The sequence below is a fragment of the Bradyrhizobium sp. CB1717 genome (genome assembly GCF_029714325.1).
Taxonomy (GTDB): Bacteria; Pseudomonadota; Alphaproteobacteria; order Rhizobiales; family Xanthobacteraceae; genus Bradyrhizobium.
This window is the reverse complement of the sequence record NZ_CP121666.1, coordinates 3,575,894-3,590,156: the sequence shown is the minus strand read 5'-3', so window position 1 is coordinate 3,590,156 and position 14,263 is coordinate 3,575,894. Positions and strand designations below refer to the sequence as shown.

Annotated in this window: 13 protein-coding genes; 7 read left to right on the top strand and 6 right to left on the bottom strand. The window is 64.3% G+C overall.

The genetic code is table 11. From position 1 onward, the window contains the following. Positions 1-24 precede the first annotated feature (24 nt). Positions 25-1,086, bottom strand: a complete 1,062-nt coding sequence (rfbG, locus tag QA649_RS16900; protein WP_283025185.1) for a CDP-glucose 4,6-dehydratase — start codon at positions 1,084-1,086, stop codon at positions 25-27. Further along, positions 1,083-1,853, bottom strand: coding sequence for a glucose-1-phosphate cytidylyltransferase (rfbF, locus tag QA649_RS16895; protein WP_283025184.1), 771 nt, complete (start codon positions 1,851-1,853; stop codon positions 1,083-1,085). The genes rfbG and rfbF overlap by 4 nt, the downstream gene beginning before the upstream one ends. Positions 1,854-2,088: 235 nt before the next feature. Between rfbF and QA649_RS16890 the strand changes: the two genes are divergently transcribed. Next, on the top strand, positions 2,089-3,027 hold the full coding sequence (locus tag QA649_RS16890; RefSeq protein WP_035666528.1) for a glycosyltransferase family 2 protein: 939 nt from the start codon (positions 2,089-2,091) through the stop codon (positions 3,025-3,027). 88 nt (positions 3,028-3,115) lie between these two features. Here the strand turns inward: QA649_RS16890 and QA649_RS16885 are convergent, their stop codons facing one another. The 3 genes from QA649_RS16885 to QA649_RS16875 form a co-directional block, all read right to left on the bottom strand. Then, positions 3,116-3,991, bottom strand: a complete 876-nt coding sequence (locus QA649_RS16885) for a hypothetical protein (RefSeq protein WP_018643231.1) — start codon at positions 3,989-3,991, stop codon at positions 3,116-3,118. Between the two features lie 59 nt (positions 3,992-4,050). Continuing rightward, the gene (locus tag QA649_RS16880) at positions 4,051-4,791 is read right to left on the bottom strand and encodes a hypothetical protein (RefSeq protein WP_283025183.1); all 741 of its coding nucleotides are present in this window, start codon (positions 4,789-4,791) and stop codon (positions 4,051-4,053) included. A gap of 234 nt (positions 4,792-5,025) precedes the next feature. Beyond that, positions 5,026-5,286 (bottom strand): hypothetical protein, encoded by a 261-nt coding sequence (locus QA649_RS16875; RefSeq protein WP_283025182.1) that lies wholly within the window; start codon positions 5,284-5,286, stop codon positions 5,026-5,028. A gap of 195 nt (positions 5,287-5,481) precedes the next feature. Between QA649_RS16875 and QA649_RS16870 the strand changes: the two genes are divergently transcribed. The 6 genes from QA649_RS16870 to neuB all read left to right on the top strand — a co-directional run bounded on the left by QA649_RS16870 (position 5,482) and on the right by neuB (position 13,501). Continuing rightward, positions 5,482-7,575, top strand: a complete 2,094-nt coding sequence (locus QA649_RS16870; RefSeq protein WP_283025181.1) for a hypothetical protein — start codon at positions 5,482-5,484, stop codon at positions 7,573-7,575. Between the two features lie 124 nt (positions 7,576-7,699). Then, complete coding sequence (locus QA649_RS16865) at positions 7,700-8,902, top strand: HAD-IIIA family hydrolase (protein WP_283025180.1); 1,203 nt, start codon at positions 7,700-7,702, stop codon at positions 8,900-8,902. 134 nt (positions 8,903-9,036) lie between these two features. After that, positions 9,037-10,056: an NAD-dependent 4,6-dehydratase LegB gene (locus tag QA649_RS16860; protein WP_018643227.1), complete on the top strand. Its 1,020-nt coding sequence runs from the start codon at positions 9,037-9,039 to the stop codon at positions 10,054-10,056. Further along, complete coding sequence (locus QA649_RS16855; protein WP_283025179.1) at positions 10,049-11,263, top strand: LegC family aminotransferase; 1,215 nt, start codon at positions 10,049-10,051, stop codon at positions 11,261-11,263. Before QA649_RS16860 ends, QA649_RS16855 begins: the two co-directional genes overlap by 8 nt. Then, positions 11,256-12,434: a UDP-N-acetylglucosamine 2-epimerase gene (neuC, locus tag QA649_RS16850; RefSeq protein WP_283025178.1), complete on the top strand. Its 1,179-nt coding sequence runs from the start codon at positions 11,256-11,258 to the stop codon at positions 12,432-12,434. Before QA649_RS16855 ends, neuC begins: the two co-directional genes overlap by 8 nt. Next, positions 12,431-13,501 (top strand): N-acetylneuraminate synthase, encoded by a 1,071-nt coding sequence (gene neuB / locus QA649_RS16845; protein WP_283025177.1) that lies wholly within the window; start codon positions 12,431-12,433, stop codon positions 13,499-13,501. The genes neuC and neuB overlap by 4 nt, the downstream gene beginning before the upstream one ends. An 86-nt stretch (positions 13,502-13,587) precedes the next feature. Here the strand turns inward: neuB and QA649_RS16840 are convergent, their stop codons facing one another. Continuing rightward, positions 13,588-14,199, bottom strand: coding sequence for an acetyltransferase (locus QA649_RS16840; RefSeq protein WP_283025176.1), 612 nt, complete (start codon positions 14,197-14,199; stop codon positions 13,588-13,590). Between the last annotated feature and the right edge of the window lie 64 nt (positions 14,200-14,263).

The window sequence follows — 14,263 nt, the reverse complement described above, 5'->3', positions numbered from 1 at the left end:
ATATTGATCCGATTTGAAGGGCGGCTAGTCCCGCCTTGTGTTCATGAAAGCGTCGATCTGGTCAACCATCACCGGCTTGACCGCAGCGCCCTGCTCGAACGCCTTGTACCACTCCACCACGGCGGAGGCGGCACGATCGAGGCCCCAACGCGGCGCCCAGCCGAGCTGAGCCCGCGCCTTGGAACTGTCCAGTGACAGCAGCCGCGCCTCGTGCGGATGCTCTCCCGGCTGCGGCATCTGCTGCGGCGGAACACCCCACAGCAGTGCGAGGCGATCGACCAGCCAGCGCACCGTGCGCACGCTATCTGCGTCGGGACCGAAATTCCATTCGCTGGAGAAGGCAGCCGGATCGCGCCACAGATGTTCGGCGAGCAGAATGTAGCCCGACAGCGGCTCGAGCACGTGCTGCCAGGGCCGCACCGCATCGGGATTGCGGACCGGCACCGGTTGTCCGTTGCGAATCGCGGCGATCACATCGGGGATGAGACGATCCTGCGCCCAGTCGCCGCCACCGATCACGTTGCCGGCGCGGGCGCTGGCGAAGCCGATCCCGTGAGTGCCGCTGAAGAACGACGACCGATACGCCGCTGTGACCAGCTCCGCGCAGGCCTTGCTGCTGGAATAGGGATCCTTGCCGCCGAGCGGGTCGGTCTCGCGGTAGCCCCAGACCCACTCTTTGTTGTCGTAGCATTTGTCGCTGGTGACGTTGACCACCACGCGCACGCCGGAGGTCCGCACCGCCTCGAAGACGTGCACGGTGCCCATGACGTTGGTCGCATAGGTGCCGACCGGATCATCATAGGATGCCCGCACGATCGCCTGGGCGGCCATGTGAAACACGATCTCGGGCTGGAATCGGTCGAACACCGCCTTGACCGCGGCGGGATCGCGGATATCGGCGAAGACCGACGCGATGTCCTGCGCCGTCTGCGCCAGGTCGAACAGGTTGGGCGTCGTCGACGGCGGCAGCGCGAGACCTGCTACCTCGGCGCCGAGATGGCGCAGCCACGCCACCATCCAGCCGCCCTTGAAGCCGGTATGGCCGGTAACGAGGACGCGCTTGCCGTTCCAGAAGCCAGGGTTCATTGCCATCGCTTCCAGGGGGCCTGCCCGCTCTCCCAGAGCTGCTCCAGATGAAGCTTGTCGCGCAGGGTGTCCATCGCTTCCCAGAAGCCGGTGTGACGGTAGGCCGCGAGCTGCCCGTCCTGTGACAGCCGCTTCAGCGGCTCCTGCTCCCAGATGGTGGCGTCGTCCCCGAGATAGTCGAAGATCGCCGGCTCCAGCACGAAGAAGCCGCCGTTGATCCAGCGACCGTCGCCTCGCGGCTTCTCCTCGAAATGCCGGACCACGTCGTCGCCGATATCGAGCGCGCCGAAACGCGCTGGCGGCTGGATGGCGGTGACCGTGGCGTGACGTCCATGAGCACGATGAAACTCCCGCAGCGCGCCGATATCGACGTCCGCGAGCCCGTCGCCGTAGGTCATGCAGAACGCCTCGTTGCCGACATAATCCCTGATGCGCTTGAGGCGGCCGCCGGTCATGGTGTTGAGGCCGGTGTCGACCAGCGTCACCTTCCAGTGCTCGGCGAACTTGTTGTGCACTTCCATCGCATTGTTGGCGAGGTCGAAGGTGACGTCCGCCATGTGGAGGAAGTAGTTAGCGAAATATTCCTTGATGACGTAGGATTTGTAGCCACAGCAGATGACGAATTCGTCGATCCCGTGCGACGAGAAGATCTTCATGATGTGCCACAGGATCGGCTTGCCGCCGATCTCGATCATGGGTTTCGGCTTGATGTGGCTCTCTTCGGTGATGCGAGTCCCGAACCCACCTGCCAGAATCACGGCCTTCATGCTCATACCCGCCCAGCAGAAAACGTCACATCAGAACGATTAGTCCAGTCTTGTCAACAAGATCCAACCGCCCTCGCCCCGTTCCCGGAACGGTTGAAGTTGCCGACTTACCTGCTAAAGAAACGATTGAAGGATGGCAACCCCACCACCGGCGCGCCAGTCCCCTCGGGCGGCCACCGGCTGCCGATTCCCCCACGGGGGAGTAATCCCGCTCGACGGACGTCCTGGAGGATTGATGCGGAAGAAGATCAGCCTTGTGACGCCCTGCTACAACGAGGAGGCGGGAATCCGGGAATGCTACGCGGCGGTCAAGGACATCTTCGACCGTGAGCTGCCGGATTACGAGCGCGAGCACATCTTCTGCGACAACGCCTCGACCGACCGGACCGTGGAGATTCTCAAGGAGATCGCAGCCGAGGATCCCTCGGTGAAGGTCATCGTGAACGCCCGGAACTTCGGCGTGCTGAGGAATACCTACAACGGCGTGCTGGCCTCGACAGGCGATGCCACCGTGCTGTTCATGCCCGCGGATCTGCAGGACCCGCCGTCGCTGATCCCGACTTTCGTCAAGCACTGGGAGCAAGGCTACGAGATCGTGTTCGGCATCCGGGCCCGGCGCGAAGAGCCTCTCATGAGCCGGACCGCGCGGCATCTCTACTACAAGATGATCAGCCGGATGTCCTATGTCGACTATCCGGCCGACGTCGGCGACTACCAGCTCGTCGACCGCAAGGTGCTCGACGCCATGAAGCAATTCGAGGACGTCCAGCCCTTCATGCGAATGATGCCGTTCGAATGCGGCTTTCGCTCGATCGGCGTGCCCTACACCTGGCTGGCGCGCAAGCACGGCATCTCCCGCAACCGGCTGTCGAGCCTGATCGACCAGGGGCTGCTCGGCGCCATCAGCTTCTCGACCGTGCCGCTACGTACCGCGTTCTTCTTCGGACTGATCATCTCGTCGCTGAGCTTTGCCTATGCGTTCGTCGTGTTCCTGCTCAAGATAGCCGGCTTCGACATCGGTCCGCACGGCATCCCCACGATCATCATCGGCCTGTTCTTCTTCGGTGGCGTGCAGCTGTTTTTCCTCGGCGTGCTCGGCGAATATATCGTCGCGATCTACAACCAGGTCCGGCGACGCCCGATCGTGGTCGAGCGCGAACGGATCAATTTCTGACCGACCTGACGTCTGGTGACGACCGGGCCTTCAGGGCTCGTCGGTCAGCCCCGGTCATCGACCTGCCCTCGGTCGATCGATTTCCAAATCAGTGTTGCAAAATGCCGGCGAGATTCATGTGAGCCGGGCGCGAGTGCTCGATGCCCAGTAGCGTCCGCCGGTTATCGTTCGTGCGCTGCAAATGCAGGCTCGCGAGCGTGACCCCGGTGCAGGTGGTGACTGTGCTGCCGCGACCGCCGAACGGCTTGAGGAAGTCGAACACGCGACCGCCGAACATATCCACGACGGACATCTCGCGTGCCCCGAGCGGCGGGATCTCGCCGAAATCCGCTTCGAGCTCCTCGCCATCCTCCCGGATCAGCCTCGACGTCGGCCGCGCGGCATGAGCATATTCGGGATCGGAAGAATGATTGATCAGCATCAGGCTGCTGACGATATCATCGGTCGCGATGACCTTCGGATTGATCCCGGTGAACCCGACATGCGCCTTGAGCCTGCCCTCGTTCAGCGGCCGGGCAAACGCGCCGGTGCGATAGATCGCGACGTTGTCCTGATCCACATAGGTCATGGAATAGCTTGCAGGCGAGGAACGAAATCCATCCATCCGCCCGCGCGACATCACCGCGATGACCAGATAATCGTCCTGAGGCAGCTTGAGCGACGCGAAGAGGCGCGACAGCTCGATCTCGACGGTGGCGCCCGGCGCATAGTTTTCCGGGAACTCGTAGGTCGCCCGGTAGTCACCCTGCCGCGACAGGATGTGCAGCTTGAATCTGAGCTTCTTGCTGAAACCCGAGGCGACGAGGCTGGCGAGCTCGGGAACAAGGTCCTTGACCGTTTCGCGAAAGTTCTTGCGCAGGCTGCCGGCGACGAGGCTGCGGAGATACCGGACGTCGATCGGACGGTACCAGGCGGGAATCGAGAAGCCCATGCGCGACTCGATGCCCGCAAAGGTCGGGAACATGAATCTGGGCTCGTGAGGCTTCCAGGGACGGGACGAGAAACGTGTCACGGGCGGGGCCTCTAGAAATGATGCAAGCTGAACTTGCCGTTGGCAAATTCATAATAGCTGAACGGGCTGGCGATGTTGGTGCCCTTGAACTCGAGCGCAAACCCCTCGGCTGTACCCACCAACCTTTCGGCCTCGGGGAACAGGTCCAGCGTGCTGATGCGGACCGCACCCATCGGCGCGATTTCCGGAAGTACCCGCTCGCCCAAGGCGGTGCCGTCCAGAGCCATGAGCCGGGCCGTCCCCACCGAAACGCCCTGGGGTGCCATGCAGGAGTTCACGAGCACCACACCGGACTCCTTCAGGAACCGTGTAAGATAGGACTGCATCCAGGCGGTGGTCGGAAACGGCGATGGGGCGACAGGCTCGCGCTCATGCGACAATGTGATTGCGCCGTGCTGCGAAAAATATTGTGCGTAATAGCCGGTGGTCACCTTTCGTCCGGGACGTAGCTTGGCCTCATGTTTCGGCACCAGCGCCATCGCCACCGTTCCCGAAACGCGCGGACAAAGCTCGGAGGTCTGCAACTGCAATTGCCCGTTAACTCCGAGTTCCCTGTGGAAATATCCAGCCTGCTTGCCCGCCCCGTCGAACAACCAGACGTGGGCATCCACGTCCGGATGATCCTTCATGAAGATCGAGAAGTAGTTGAATGCGCAGACTTCCGTCGTGACGGTGTCATCATTGCGCAGGTAGAGCACCGCGGGCGGATAGCCCCTTGCGACGGCCTCGCCAATCTGCAATTCACCGGGCATGCGACGAAACTCGGCGGGAAGCGACGATCAGGCCGGATTGGCCGACGGATAGCGAAGATTGCGCCCAGATATTCTCGCCCGCATGCTAAAAATCCTGCACAATTCCACGGATGTTTACGCTCAGCCGTACTTGGAATCAACTATGAACGGAGCTGCACCGCGCCTTCGGAAAACTTGGCATGACGCGGCACCCTCGAAATGACTGGCAGCCATTCGCCGCGTTGGCTCAGCCGGTCACATGCGTAGGCGTGGCCCAGGTGGCAGAACGATAGGGATGTTGCGATGTGGATAAATACGTTGCTCTTGACCTTCGTATTCGTCCTGATTCAGCTCGGCATCGGCCTTTCCATTCTGGCGATCGTGCCGCTGGAGTTGATCAAGAGGAGCCGACTGACGAAGCTCCAGTTCGTGGTGCTGGGATATGCGATCGGCGCTTCCGCCGTGGGCATTCTTCTCGGGTTCTGCTCCGTTCTGATTGACGACATATGGCTTCATCTGGCGATCATGGTTGCGCTGTCCGCCTTCGGACTGGCATGGACCTGGCCGGCCTGGAGCCCGCGCACCGGCGATGCCGGAAATATCCTGCTCTGGTGCATGTTATCGCTCCCGATCGCGCTCGCGACGTGGTGGTGGACGTTCGGTGCATTTTCGCAATTCCCCTACTCCGATATCGGCGCTGACGTTCACTGGATGAAGACGGCGCAGGAATACGCCGACAGCGGTGTCATCAACCCCTACGCGTCGCAATCGTACGTCGACCTTCGCTCTGCATTGGCCGGCGTGTTGTCGGGCACGCTCGGCCTCGATCTCCTGTATTTCGGCTGGACCTACCGCTTCGTCTCGATCCTGTGCTTTCTTCTGGCCTTCTACGCGTTCGCCGAAGGCCTCTATGCGGAACCGATCCGGAGATGGATCACCTTTTTGTTCGCGGCGGCAGGCAACGGCGTCGGGCTGCTGACGAATGGCAGCCTGGCGCTGGCCGGAAGCGTGGTCTTCCTGGGTGTCCTGTTCGCCAATGCCGGGCGGGATGCGAAAGAGGAAATCCCGGCGGGCTCAGTCGCGTTGCTGACCCTGAGTGCGGCGACCTCGCTTCTCACCGCCTTCATGCTCAACAACAACGCGCTGGTGCTGGTGCTGCTGATGGTCGGGCTGCTCCTGCTCAGGATACTGGGCAAGGGCCATCCGCGCGAAAGCATCCTTTTCGTGGGTTGCGGATGGCCCGCGATGTTGCTGCTGGCACACCGTGGATCGTACCTGTTCATCCCGACTGTCCTTGCAGCCTGGCTGAGCTACCTGCTCATCTTGCGCGAGATGTCACGCCGGCCGGCGAAGAGCCTCCGGATTCTCCGCGCCCTATCCGTCGTCCTGCCGCTGATCGTATGCGGAATCGTCGCCACGATCGTGGCGATGCGGCTCGGCTACCTGCCGTCAGCGAACGCCAACGTGGTATTTTCGCACATCACGGGACTGGTGCTGGGCAAGACGATCGAGAGTGGCGAGGAGCTGTTCCTTGGCACCGGCCCGCAGGTCGCAGTGATCGAACTGGGCCGGGCCATAGGCCCGCTGTTTGCCGTCTGCATCGCGATGGCGATGGCCTGGTGGTGGATCGATCGCGCGATCAGTCCCTTGGGCACGGCTGCCACCCCTGTCCAAACCGAACGCATGTCGAAATTGCTGTGGTCGTGGACGATCGGGTGCAGCCTTGCCGTCGCCGTGCTGTCAGGCTTTCCGTTCCTGTACCGCACCACCATGATCGTCCTGGTTCTGCTCACGGTCACGGCAACCGAAGCGTTCTGCCAGTTGCTGGTCGATCCCTCTCCCGCGTCCTTCCGGCGGCGGGCGACTGCGGCAATCACGGTTACTCTGCTCGCCGCCGGCCTCGCACTGGCGGTCTATGCCTTCACTTGGCGGCCCGACCTGCCCGCCGCGCGGTACCAGGATTTCCTGCGGCCGGCCGAGATCGCGGGAGCGGTTCTCCTCGTGGCGCTCGTGCCGGTGGCGCTCATCCGGTCGAGATGGATTCATGTCGGCGCGCTCGCGACCATCATGGGTTTGGGCATCGGCCTCGACCGCGCCGGCGTCGCCGGCATGTCCAAGAGTTACAGCTACGGGCCCCTTCCGGGCGGTGCCACCGCCATCACGCACTACAATGCCAGCGATCTCGACGCCGCACGCTGGCTGCATGGCAACCTCAGGAAAGGCATCCTGCTGTCCGATCCCTACACGCTCGGCATGATCCAGGCCCTGACCGGGGCCCCGGCGGCCTACACGTTCTCGAATCTGGATACCGTCAACGAGGCTACCGCCAAGCCGGTGCGCGCCGTGCTTTCCGCGATCGTCGAACGGGACGACGGAGCGCGGCGGCTGGCCGATGCCTGCGCCTCCATCCGGCCAGTCCTGCAGGAGATCAACCAGGAGACGTCTTTTCAGATGTACCGGGCCGACGCTCTGTCTGGAATTTTGCGACCTGTCCGCCCCCCGAAAACACCGGAGACGGACGAGCCCGAAGCGGCACCTCCGAAAACGCCCAAAGCGACGGAAGAGACGGATCGAGAGCTGATCCAGAGCGTGCTGGGGAGCGGCCAGGACACCTGGCAGCTCGTCGCCGTGATCAATCCCCGTGCGATCGGGTGGATCGATCTCGGCGCCGGTCAACGGCTCTCCTATTTTCCGCCGACGGAGCCGCTGGATCCCGGGCTCATCAAGTCGCTTCGCGCCGGGCCGTTCCAGGCGCTGTTTGCAAACAAGCAGACTGCCATCGTTCGTATCCCGTGCGAGCGCTGACCTCAGGCATTCTCCGTCACGAACCAAAGCGCATCTGGCGCGCAGATCGGTGGCGCGCTATGGACGTGGAAATGACACTCGCCTTTCACCGACAGCTCGATCGATGTCGCAAACTCCCCGACCTATGCTGAGACAGGCCGCTATCCTCGTCGGCGGGCTTGGCACCCGGCTTGGCGAGCGCACCAGGCTGGTTCCGAAGCCGATGCTCGACATCGGCGGGCGGCCGTTCCTCGACACGCTCATCGACGAACTCGTCCGCTATGGCATGTTCGATGAAATCGTCCTGCTTGCCGGCCACAAGGCGGAGATCGTCGAGACGCACTACGCCGCGGCCGCGAGGGGATCCACGCGAATCATCGTGTCGCGCGAGACCGAGCCGCTCGGCACCGGCGGTGCGCTCGTGCATGCGCGCGACTTGCTGCACGACCGCTTCCTGCTGCTCAACGGCGACTCTCTGTTCGACTTCAACCTGCTGGATCTGATCGCGCGTGCGCAGGACGGGCGCGTTCACATGGCGCTGCGCGACGGCGTGATCGGGGATCGCTACGGGCGCGTCGCCCTCGACGGCGACGTGGTCCGTGATTTCATCGCTCCGGGTGCAGGCGCCACGGGTCCGGTCAATGCCGGCATCTACGTCGTCGACAAGTCCGTTCTCGCTGATATCGCGAAGCTGCCCGCTTCGCTCGAGCAGGACGTGTTTCCCGGTCTCGTTTCGCGCGGCGAGCTGCGCGGCACGGCCTATCGCGGCTATTTCATCGACATCGGCATCCCCGATGATTTCGCGCGCGCCGATCGCGAGCTGCGCGAGAAGCTGCGGCGCCCCGCCGTGTTCTTCGATCGCGACGGCGTGCTCAACCACGATTCCGGCTACACGTTCGAGACGCACAAGCTCGAATGGATGGAGGGGGCGCGCGAGGCGGTGAAGGCGGTCAACGACGCCGGCTATTTCGCCTTCGTCATCACCAATCAATCCGGCGTCGCACGCGGCTATTACGAAGAGCATCACATCGTTACCCTGCACCGCTGGATGGCGGACCAGATGGCAGAGGTCGGCGCGCATATCGACGCCTTCGAATATTGCCCGGATCATCCCGACGGAACCGTCGCGCGCTATTGCCGCACGAGCGACCGCCGCAAGCCGGCGCCGGGCATGATCACCGACCTCGCGCAGCGCTTTCCGGTCGACATGACGCGCAGCATGGTGATCGGCGACAAGCCGAGCGACATCGAGGCCGCGCGGGCTGCCGGCCTCCCCGGCCATATGTTCGAGGGCGGCAATCTCGAGGCGTTCGTGAGAGCGCGCCTGAACCCGGCCGGCAAGGCTTAGGCGGCCTTACAAAAACTGCTGCATCCCCGGGCATTTGGCAGCTTTCGGGCGCTGCTCTGTTGCGCGCGACCGCCAGTGTGCTATAGCGGCCATCTTGTTGCGAATACTGGCTTAATCGCCTTCTGGGGTCCGGCATGGCAGATCTGAGGGACGCCCGCGTCCTCGTTACCGGCAGCGACGGCTTCATCGGTTCGCATGTCGTCGAGGAGCTGGTGAAAGCCGGAGCCCGCGTCAAGGCGGTCGTCTACTACAACTCCTTCAATTCCTGGGGTTGGCTGGACACGGTTCCCGCCGACATCATGAAGTCCGTGGAGGTGGTCGCCGGCGACATCCGCGATCCGCATTTCATGATCGCAGCCGCCAGCGGCTGCACCGACGTGCTGCATTTGGCGGCGCTGATCGCGATCCCCTTCTCCTATGTCGCGCCCGATTCCTATGTCGAGACCAATGTGCGCGGAACCGTCAACGTGCTCCAGGCGGCGCGCATGGCCGGCGTGCGCCGCTTCGTGCAGACCTCGACCAGCGAGGTCTACGGCACGGCGCAGATCGTGCCGATCAAGGAGAACCATCCGCTGGTCGGCCAATCGCCCTACTCGGCCTCGAAGATCGCATCCGACCAGATGGCGCTGTCGTTCCAGGCCTCGTTCGACATGCCGGTCGTCGTCATCAGGCCGTTCAACACCTATGGACCGCGGCAGTCGGCACGCGCGGTGATCCCGACCATCATCAGCCAGATCGCGACCGGCAAGCGCAGGATCCGTCTCGGCGCGGTCAGTCCGACGCGCGACTTCTCCTTCGTCACCGATACCGCGCGCGGCCTGATCGCAGGCCTCACCGCGCCGGCCGAACAATGCGTCGGCCAGACCATCAATCTCGGCAGCGGCTTCGAGATCTCGGTCGGCGCGACCGTCGAGATGATCGCCGATGTGATGGGCGTGAAGATCGAGATCGAGACCGACGAGGCGCGCCTGCGTCCGGCCAATAGCGAGGTCGAGCGGCTCTGGGCCGACAATTCCAAGGCCCGCCAGCAGCTCGGCTGGAGCCCGGAGTTCGGCGGGATCGACGGCATGCGCCAGGGCATCGTGAAGACGGTGAACTGGTTCACCAATCCCGCCAATCTCAGCCGTTACAAGGCGGACGTCTACAATGTCTGAGGCAATTGTGGGAACGGCCGCGACCAGATCACCCGCCTTCGATCCGAAAGCCGTGGTCGATGCCGTCCGGCGCGCTGCGGGCACGCCCAATGGCATCCTCGGCCTGCACGAGCCGGTATTTGCAGGCAACGAAGTCTCCTATCTCGAAGAGTGCATCAAGAGCACCTTCGTCTCCTCGGTCGGCCCTTTCGTCGACCGCTTCGAGCGCATGCTGGAAGAGGTGACCGGCGCGAGGCGTGCGGTCGCCGTCGTCAACGGCACGGCGGCGCTGCACGCATGCTTCCACCTCGCCGGCGTCGAGCCAGGCGACGAGGTGATGTCGCCGGCGCTGACCTTCATCGCGACCACCAACGCGATCGCCTATTGCGGGGCGGTGCCGCATTTCATCGACAGCTCGCTCACGACGCTCGGCATGGACCCGCGCGCCCTCGCCGCGCGGCTCGAGGCGATTGCTGAGCGAACGCCCAGGGGCACGATCAATCGCGAAACCGGACGCCGCATCGCCGCGATCTCGCCGATGCACACGTTCGGGCATCCCGTCGAGCTCGACGAGATCGCCGCGATTGCAAGCGACTGGGGCATTGCGCTGGTGGAGGATGCCGCGGAATCGCTGGGCTCGACCTACAAGGGCCACGCCGTCGGATCGCAGGCGCGGCTCGCGGCGCTGAGCTTCAACGGCAACAAGATCGTCACCACCGGCGGCGGCGGCGCCATCCTCACCAATGACGAGGAGCTGGGACGGCGCGCCAAGCATCTCACCACCACCGCGAAGCTGCCGCACAAATGGGCCTTCGTGCACGACGAGATCGGCTTCAACTACCGCCTGCCCAATCTGAACGCCGCGCTGGGCTGCGCCCAGCTCGAGCAGCTCGACGGTTTCCTGGCGAGCAAGCGCCGCCTCGCTGCGGCCTACGACCGCGTCTTTGCGGATGTGCCCGGCGTGCGCTTCTCGCGCGAGCCCGAGGGCACCACGAGCAATTACTGGCTGAACGCGATCCTGCTCGACGAAGCGTATGCGGGGCGGCGCGACGACGTGCTCACGGCGCTGAACGAAGCCGGCTTCGGCGCGCGCCCGGCCTGGACCCTGATGCACCGCCTGCCGATGTTCGTGCAGAGCCCGCGCGGCGATCTCGCCACCGCCGAATCGATCGAGCGCCGCCTGATCAACCTGCCGAGCAGCGCCAGCATCAGGGCCCGCGATGAATAACCGGGCGCGAAAGATCTGCTTCGTCACCGGCAGCCGGGCCGATTTCGGACTACTGATCTGGCCGATGCGCGCGATCCGCGAGACATCAGGCCTGACGCTCCAGCTCATCGCCACCGGCATGCATCTCGCACCGGAGTTCGGCTACACATTCAACACCATCCTCGACGAGGGATTCGAGGTCGACGAACGCGTCGAAACGCTGCTCGCCAGCGACACCGGCGCGGGCGTCGCGAAATCGGTCGGGCTCGGCGTGATCGGATTTGCCGACGCCTTCGCACGGCTGCAACCCGATCTCGTGGTCCTGCTCGGGGACCGGTTCGAGATGTTCGCGGCCGCACAGGCCGCGATGTTCATGCGGCTGCCGATGGCACATCTGTTCGGCGGCGACGTCACCGAAGGCGCGGTCGACGAATCCATTCGCCACGCCATCAGCAAGATGTCGCACCTGCATTTTGCCAGCAATGCGGGATCGGCACAGCGGCTGGTCCAGCTCGGCGAGGATCCGTCTCGCATTCATACCATCGGTTCGGTCGGCATCGACGCCATCAGGCATCTCGACCTCATGGACCGCGACGGTATCGGCCGCGCGATCGGCCTGCCGCTCGGCGAGCGCAATGCACTCGTGACGTTCCATCCGGTCACGGTCGAGGCCGGACGCTCGATGGCTGAGCTGGACGAGCTGTTCGCGGCGCTGTCGAAGCTCGATCCCGCCTTCCGCCTCATCTTCACGCTGGCCAATGCCGATGCCGAGGGGCGCGCGCTGAACGAGCGGACCAAGGCCTTCGCGGCGAGCCGGCCGAACACCATCGCGGTCGCCTCGCTCGGGCAGCTCCGCTATCTCAGCCTGATGAACCAGGTGGACGTCGTGATCGGCAACTCGTCGAGCGGCATCCTCGAAGCGCCGTCATTCGGCGTTCCCACGGTCGATGTCGGCGACCGCCAGAAGGGACGCGAGCGCGCGGCTTCGGTGTTCCACGCCGCGTCCGAACGCGGCGCGATCGGCAGCGCGATCGCGCAAGCGCTTCAGCGTGGCCGCGAGGACACCGTCAATCCCTATGGCGACGGCGCTTCCAGCCGGCGATTTGCCGACATCATTGCCGGCATTCCGGATTTCGGGCAGCTCCTGAAGAAAAGCTTCCACGAACTTCCGGCAAGCGGAGCGCGGCCATGATGACGCACACGCTGATCATCGCGGAAGCCGGCGTCAATCACGACGGCAGCCTGGACAAGGCACTGGCCCTGGTCGATGCGGCAGCCGACGCCGGTGCCGACATCGTCAAGTTCCAGACCTTCAATGCCAAGGCGCTGGCGGGCGGAGCGGCGAAGAAGGCCGACTATCAGCAGCGCACCACGGACGCCGCCGAGAGCCAGCTCGCCATGCTGGAGCGGCTGGAACTGCCGCAGGCCGCTCACCACACGCTGATCGCGCGCGCTGCCGAACGCGGCATCGAATTCCTGTCGACGCCGTTCGACGACGCCTCCCTCGGCTTCCTGCTGTCGCTGAAGCTGCCGCGCATCAAGATCGGATCGGGCGATCTCACCAATGCACCGCTGCTGCATGCGGCAGCGCGGGCCGGCGCGACGCTGATCCTGTCGACGGGCATGGCGACGCTCAGCGAAGTCGAGGAAGCGCTGGGCGTGTTGGCGCATGGCTATGCACAGCGTAACGATCCCGCCGGTATCGCCTCGTTCCGCGCGGCATGGCGCGATCCGGCGGCGCGCGCTGCGCTGGCGCGGCATGTCAGCCTGCTCCATTGTACGACCGAATATCCCTGCCCCATCACGGATGTGAACCTCGCCGCAATGGCGACGATGCGATCCGCATTCCAGCTTCCCGTCGGCTACTCCGATCACACCGACGGTTTCGAGGTTTCGGTCGCCTCGGTCGCGCTCGGCGCCACCATCGTCGAGAAGCACCTGACGCTGGATCGCAAGGCGACCGGTCCCGACCACGCGGCCTCGCTCGAACCCGACGATTTCAAGCGGATGGTCCGCGCCATCCGCAACGTCGAAGCCGCGCTCGGCGATGGCGTGAAGGCGCCGAAGGACTCCGAGGTCAGAAACGTGCCGGTGGCGCGCAAGAGCATCGTGGCAGCGCGCGCGCTGAAGGCGGGCGAGATCATCGGTCCGGCCGACATCACCGCCAAGCGGCCGGGCGCGGGGCGGCCGCCGATCGACTATTGGTCCCTGATCGGAACGGCGGCGCCGCGGGCGCTCGAACCCGACGATCCAGTCTAAAGCGCGATGGGGTGCATCGCGCTTTAGGCTGTTTGTTTGAGCATGATCTTTTCGGAAAACCGCTGCGCACTTTTCCGGATCACGCTCTAGCGGCGAGGCTTTGCGGGAACCCCGCGCAGGACGGACCCGGGCGGCCATGAGCCCGTGACGACCGAGCCCATCGCCACTAGCGTATCGTTGCCGATGGAGACGTGATCGCGGACGCGGCTGCCGAGACCGACAAAGCAGTTGTCCCCGATCTCTGCGCCGCCGCCGACCACCGTTCCCGGAGAAAGATGCGTGTAGTGCCCGACGCGCACGTCGTGCTCGACGACTGCGGCCGAATTGATGATGCAGTGATGGCCGATCATGCTTCGCGCATTGACGATCGCGCCCGGCATGATGACGCTGCCAGCTCCGATCGTCGCCGATGGCGAGACGAACGCACGCGGATGAATCACCGACGCCCAGCGCTTGAGCTGCAGCCGGCCGATCATCTGGCGGCGCGCGGGCCCCGCCTGCATCGTTCCGATCCCGACCACGAAGGCGGCATCCGGATAGTTCGGCGCAACATCATCGGTTCCGAGGTAGCGCGCATCCCCCAGCGTTCCCGGCTGGCGATCGAGGAAACCGACGACGTTGAACTGGCCCGACAGCAGCGCCGCCTCATAGACCATGAAGGCATGTTCGCCGCCGCCAATGATGATCAGATCGTCCATCGCGATTCCCTTGAGCCGCACCGATCTTAGCGACGGGGGCGCGGCACTTCAAACCGCCGGACCG

Excerpts from the sequence above, each read along its gene's own strand:
- QA649_RS16880 (WP_283025183.1), bottom strand. The coding sequence starts at position 4,791 with ATGCCCGGTGAATTGCAGATTGGCGAGGCCGTCGCAAGGGGCTATCCG.
- QA649_RS16890 (WP_035666528.1), top strand. The coding sequence starts at position 2,089 with ATGCGGAAGAAGATCAGCCTTGTGACGCCCTGCTACAACGAGGAGGCG.
- rfbG (WP_283025185.1), bottom strand. The coding sequence starts at position 1,086 with ATGAACCCTGGCTTCTGGAACGGCAAGCGCGTCCTCGTTACCGGCCAT.
- neuC (WP_283025178.1), top strand. The coding sequence starts at position 11,256 with ATGAATAACCGGGCGCGAAAGATCTGCTTCGTCACCGGCAGCCGGGCC.
- QA649_RS16840 (WP_283025176.1), bottom strand. The coding sequence starts at position 14,199 with ATGGACGATCTGATCATCATTGGCGGCGGCGAACATGCCTTCATGGTC.
- QA649_RS16865 (WP_283025180.1), top strand. The coding sequence starts at position 7,700 with ATGCTGAGACAGGCCGCTATCCTCGTCGGCGGGCTTGGCACCCGGCTT.
- neuB (WP_283025177.1), top strand. The coding sequence starts at position 12,431 with ATGATGACGCACACGCTGATCATCGCGGAAGCCGGCGTCAATCACGAC.
- QA649_RS16885 (WP_018643231.1), bottom strand. The coding sequence starts at position 3,991 with ATGTTCCCGACCTTTGCGGGCATCGAGTCGCGCATGGGCTTCTCGATT.
- QA649_RS16875 (WP_283025182.1), bottom strand. The coding sequence starts at position 5,286 with ATGAAGCCATATGTCGTCAATCAGAACGGAGCAGAACCCGAGAAGAAT.
- QA649_RS16870 (WP_283025181.1), top strand. The coding sequence starts at position 5,482 with ATGAAGACGGCGCAGGAATACGCCGACAGCGGTGTCATCAACCCCTAC.
- QA649_RS16860 (WP_018643227.1), top strand. The coding sequence starts at position 9,037 with ATGGCAGATCTGAGGGACGCCCGCGTCCTCGTTACCGGCAGCGACGGC.
- QA649_RS16855 (WP_283025179.1), top strand. The coding sequence starts at position 10,049 with ATGTCTGAGGCAATTGTGGGAACGGCCGCGACCAGATCACCCGCCTTC.
- rfbF (WP_283025184.1), bottom strand. The coding sequence starts at position 1,853 with ATGAAGGCCGTGATTCTGGCAGGTGGGTTCGGGACTCGCATCACCGAA.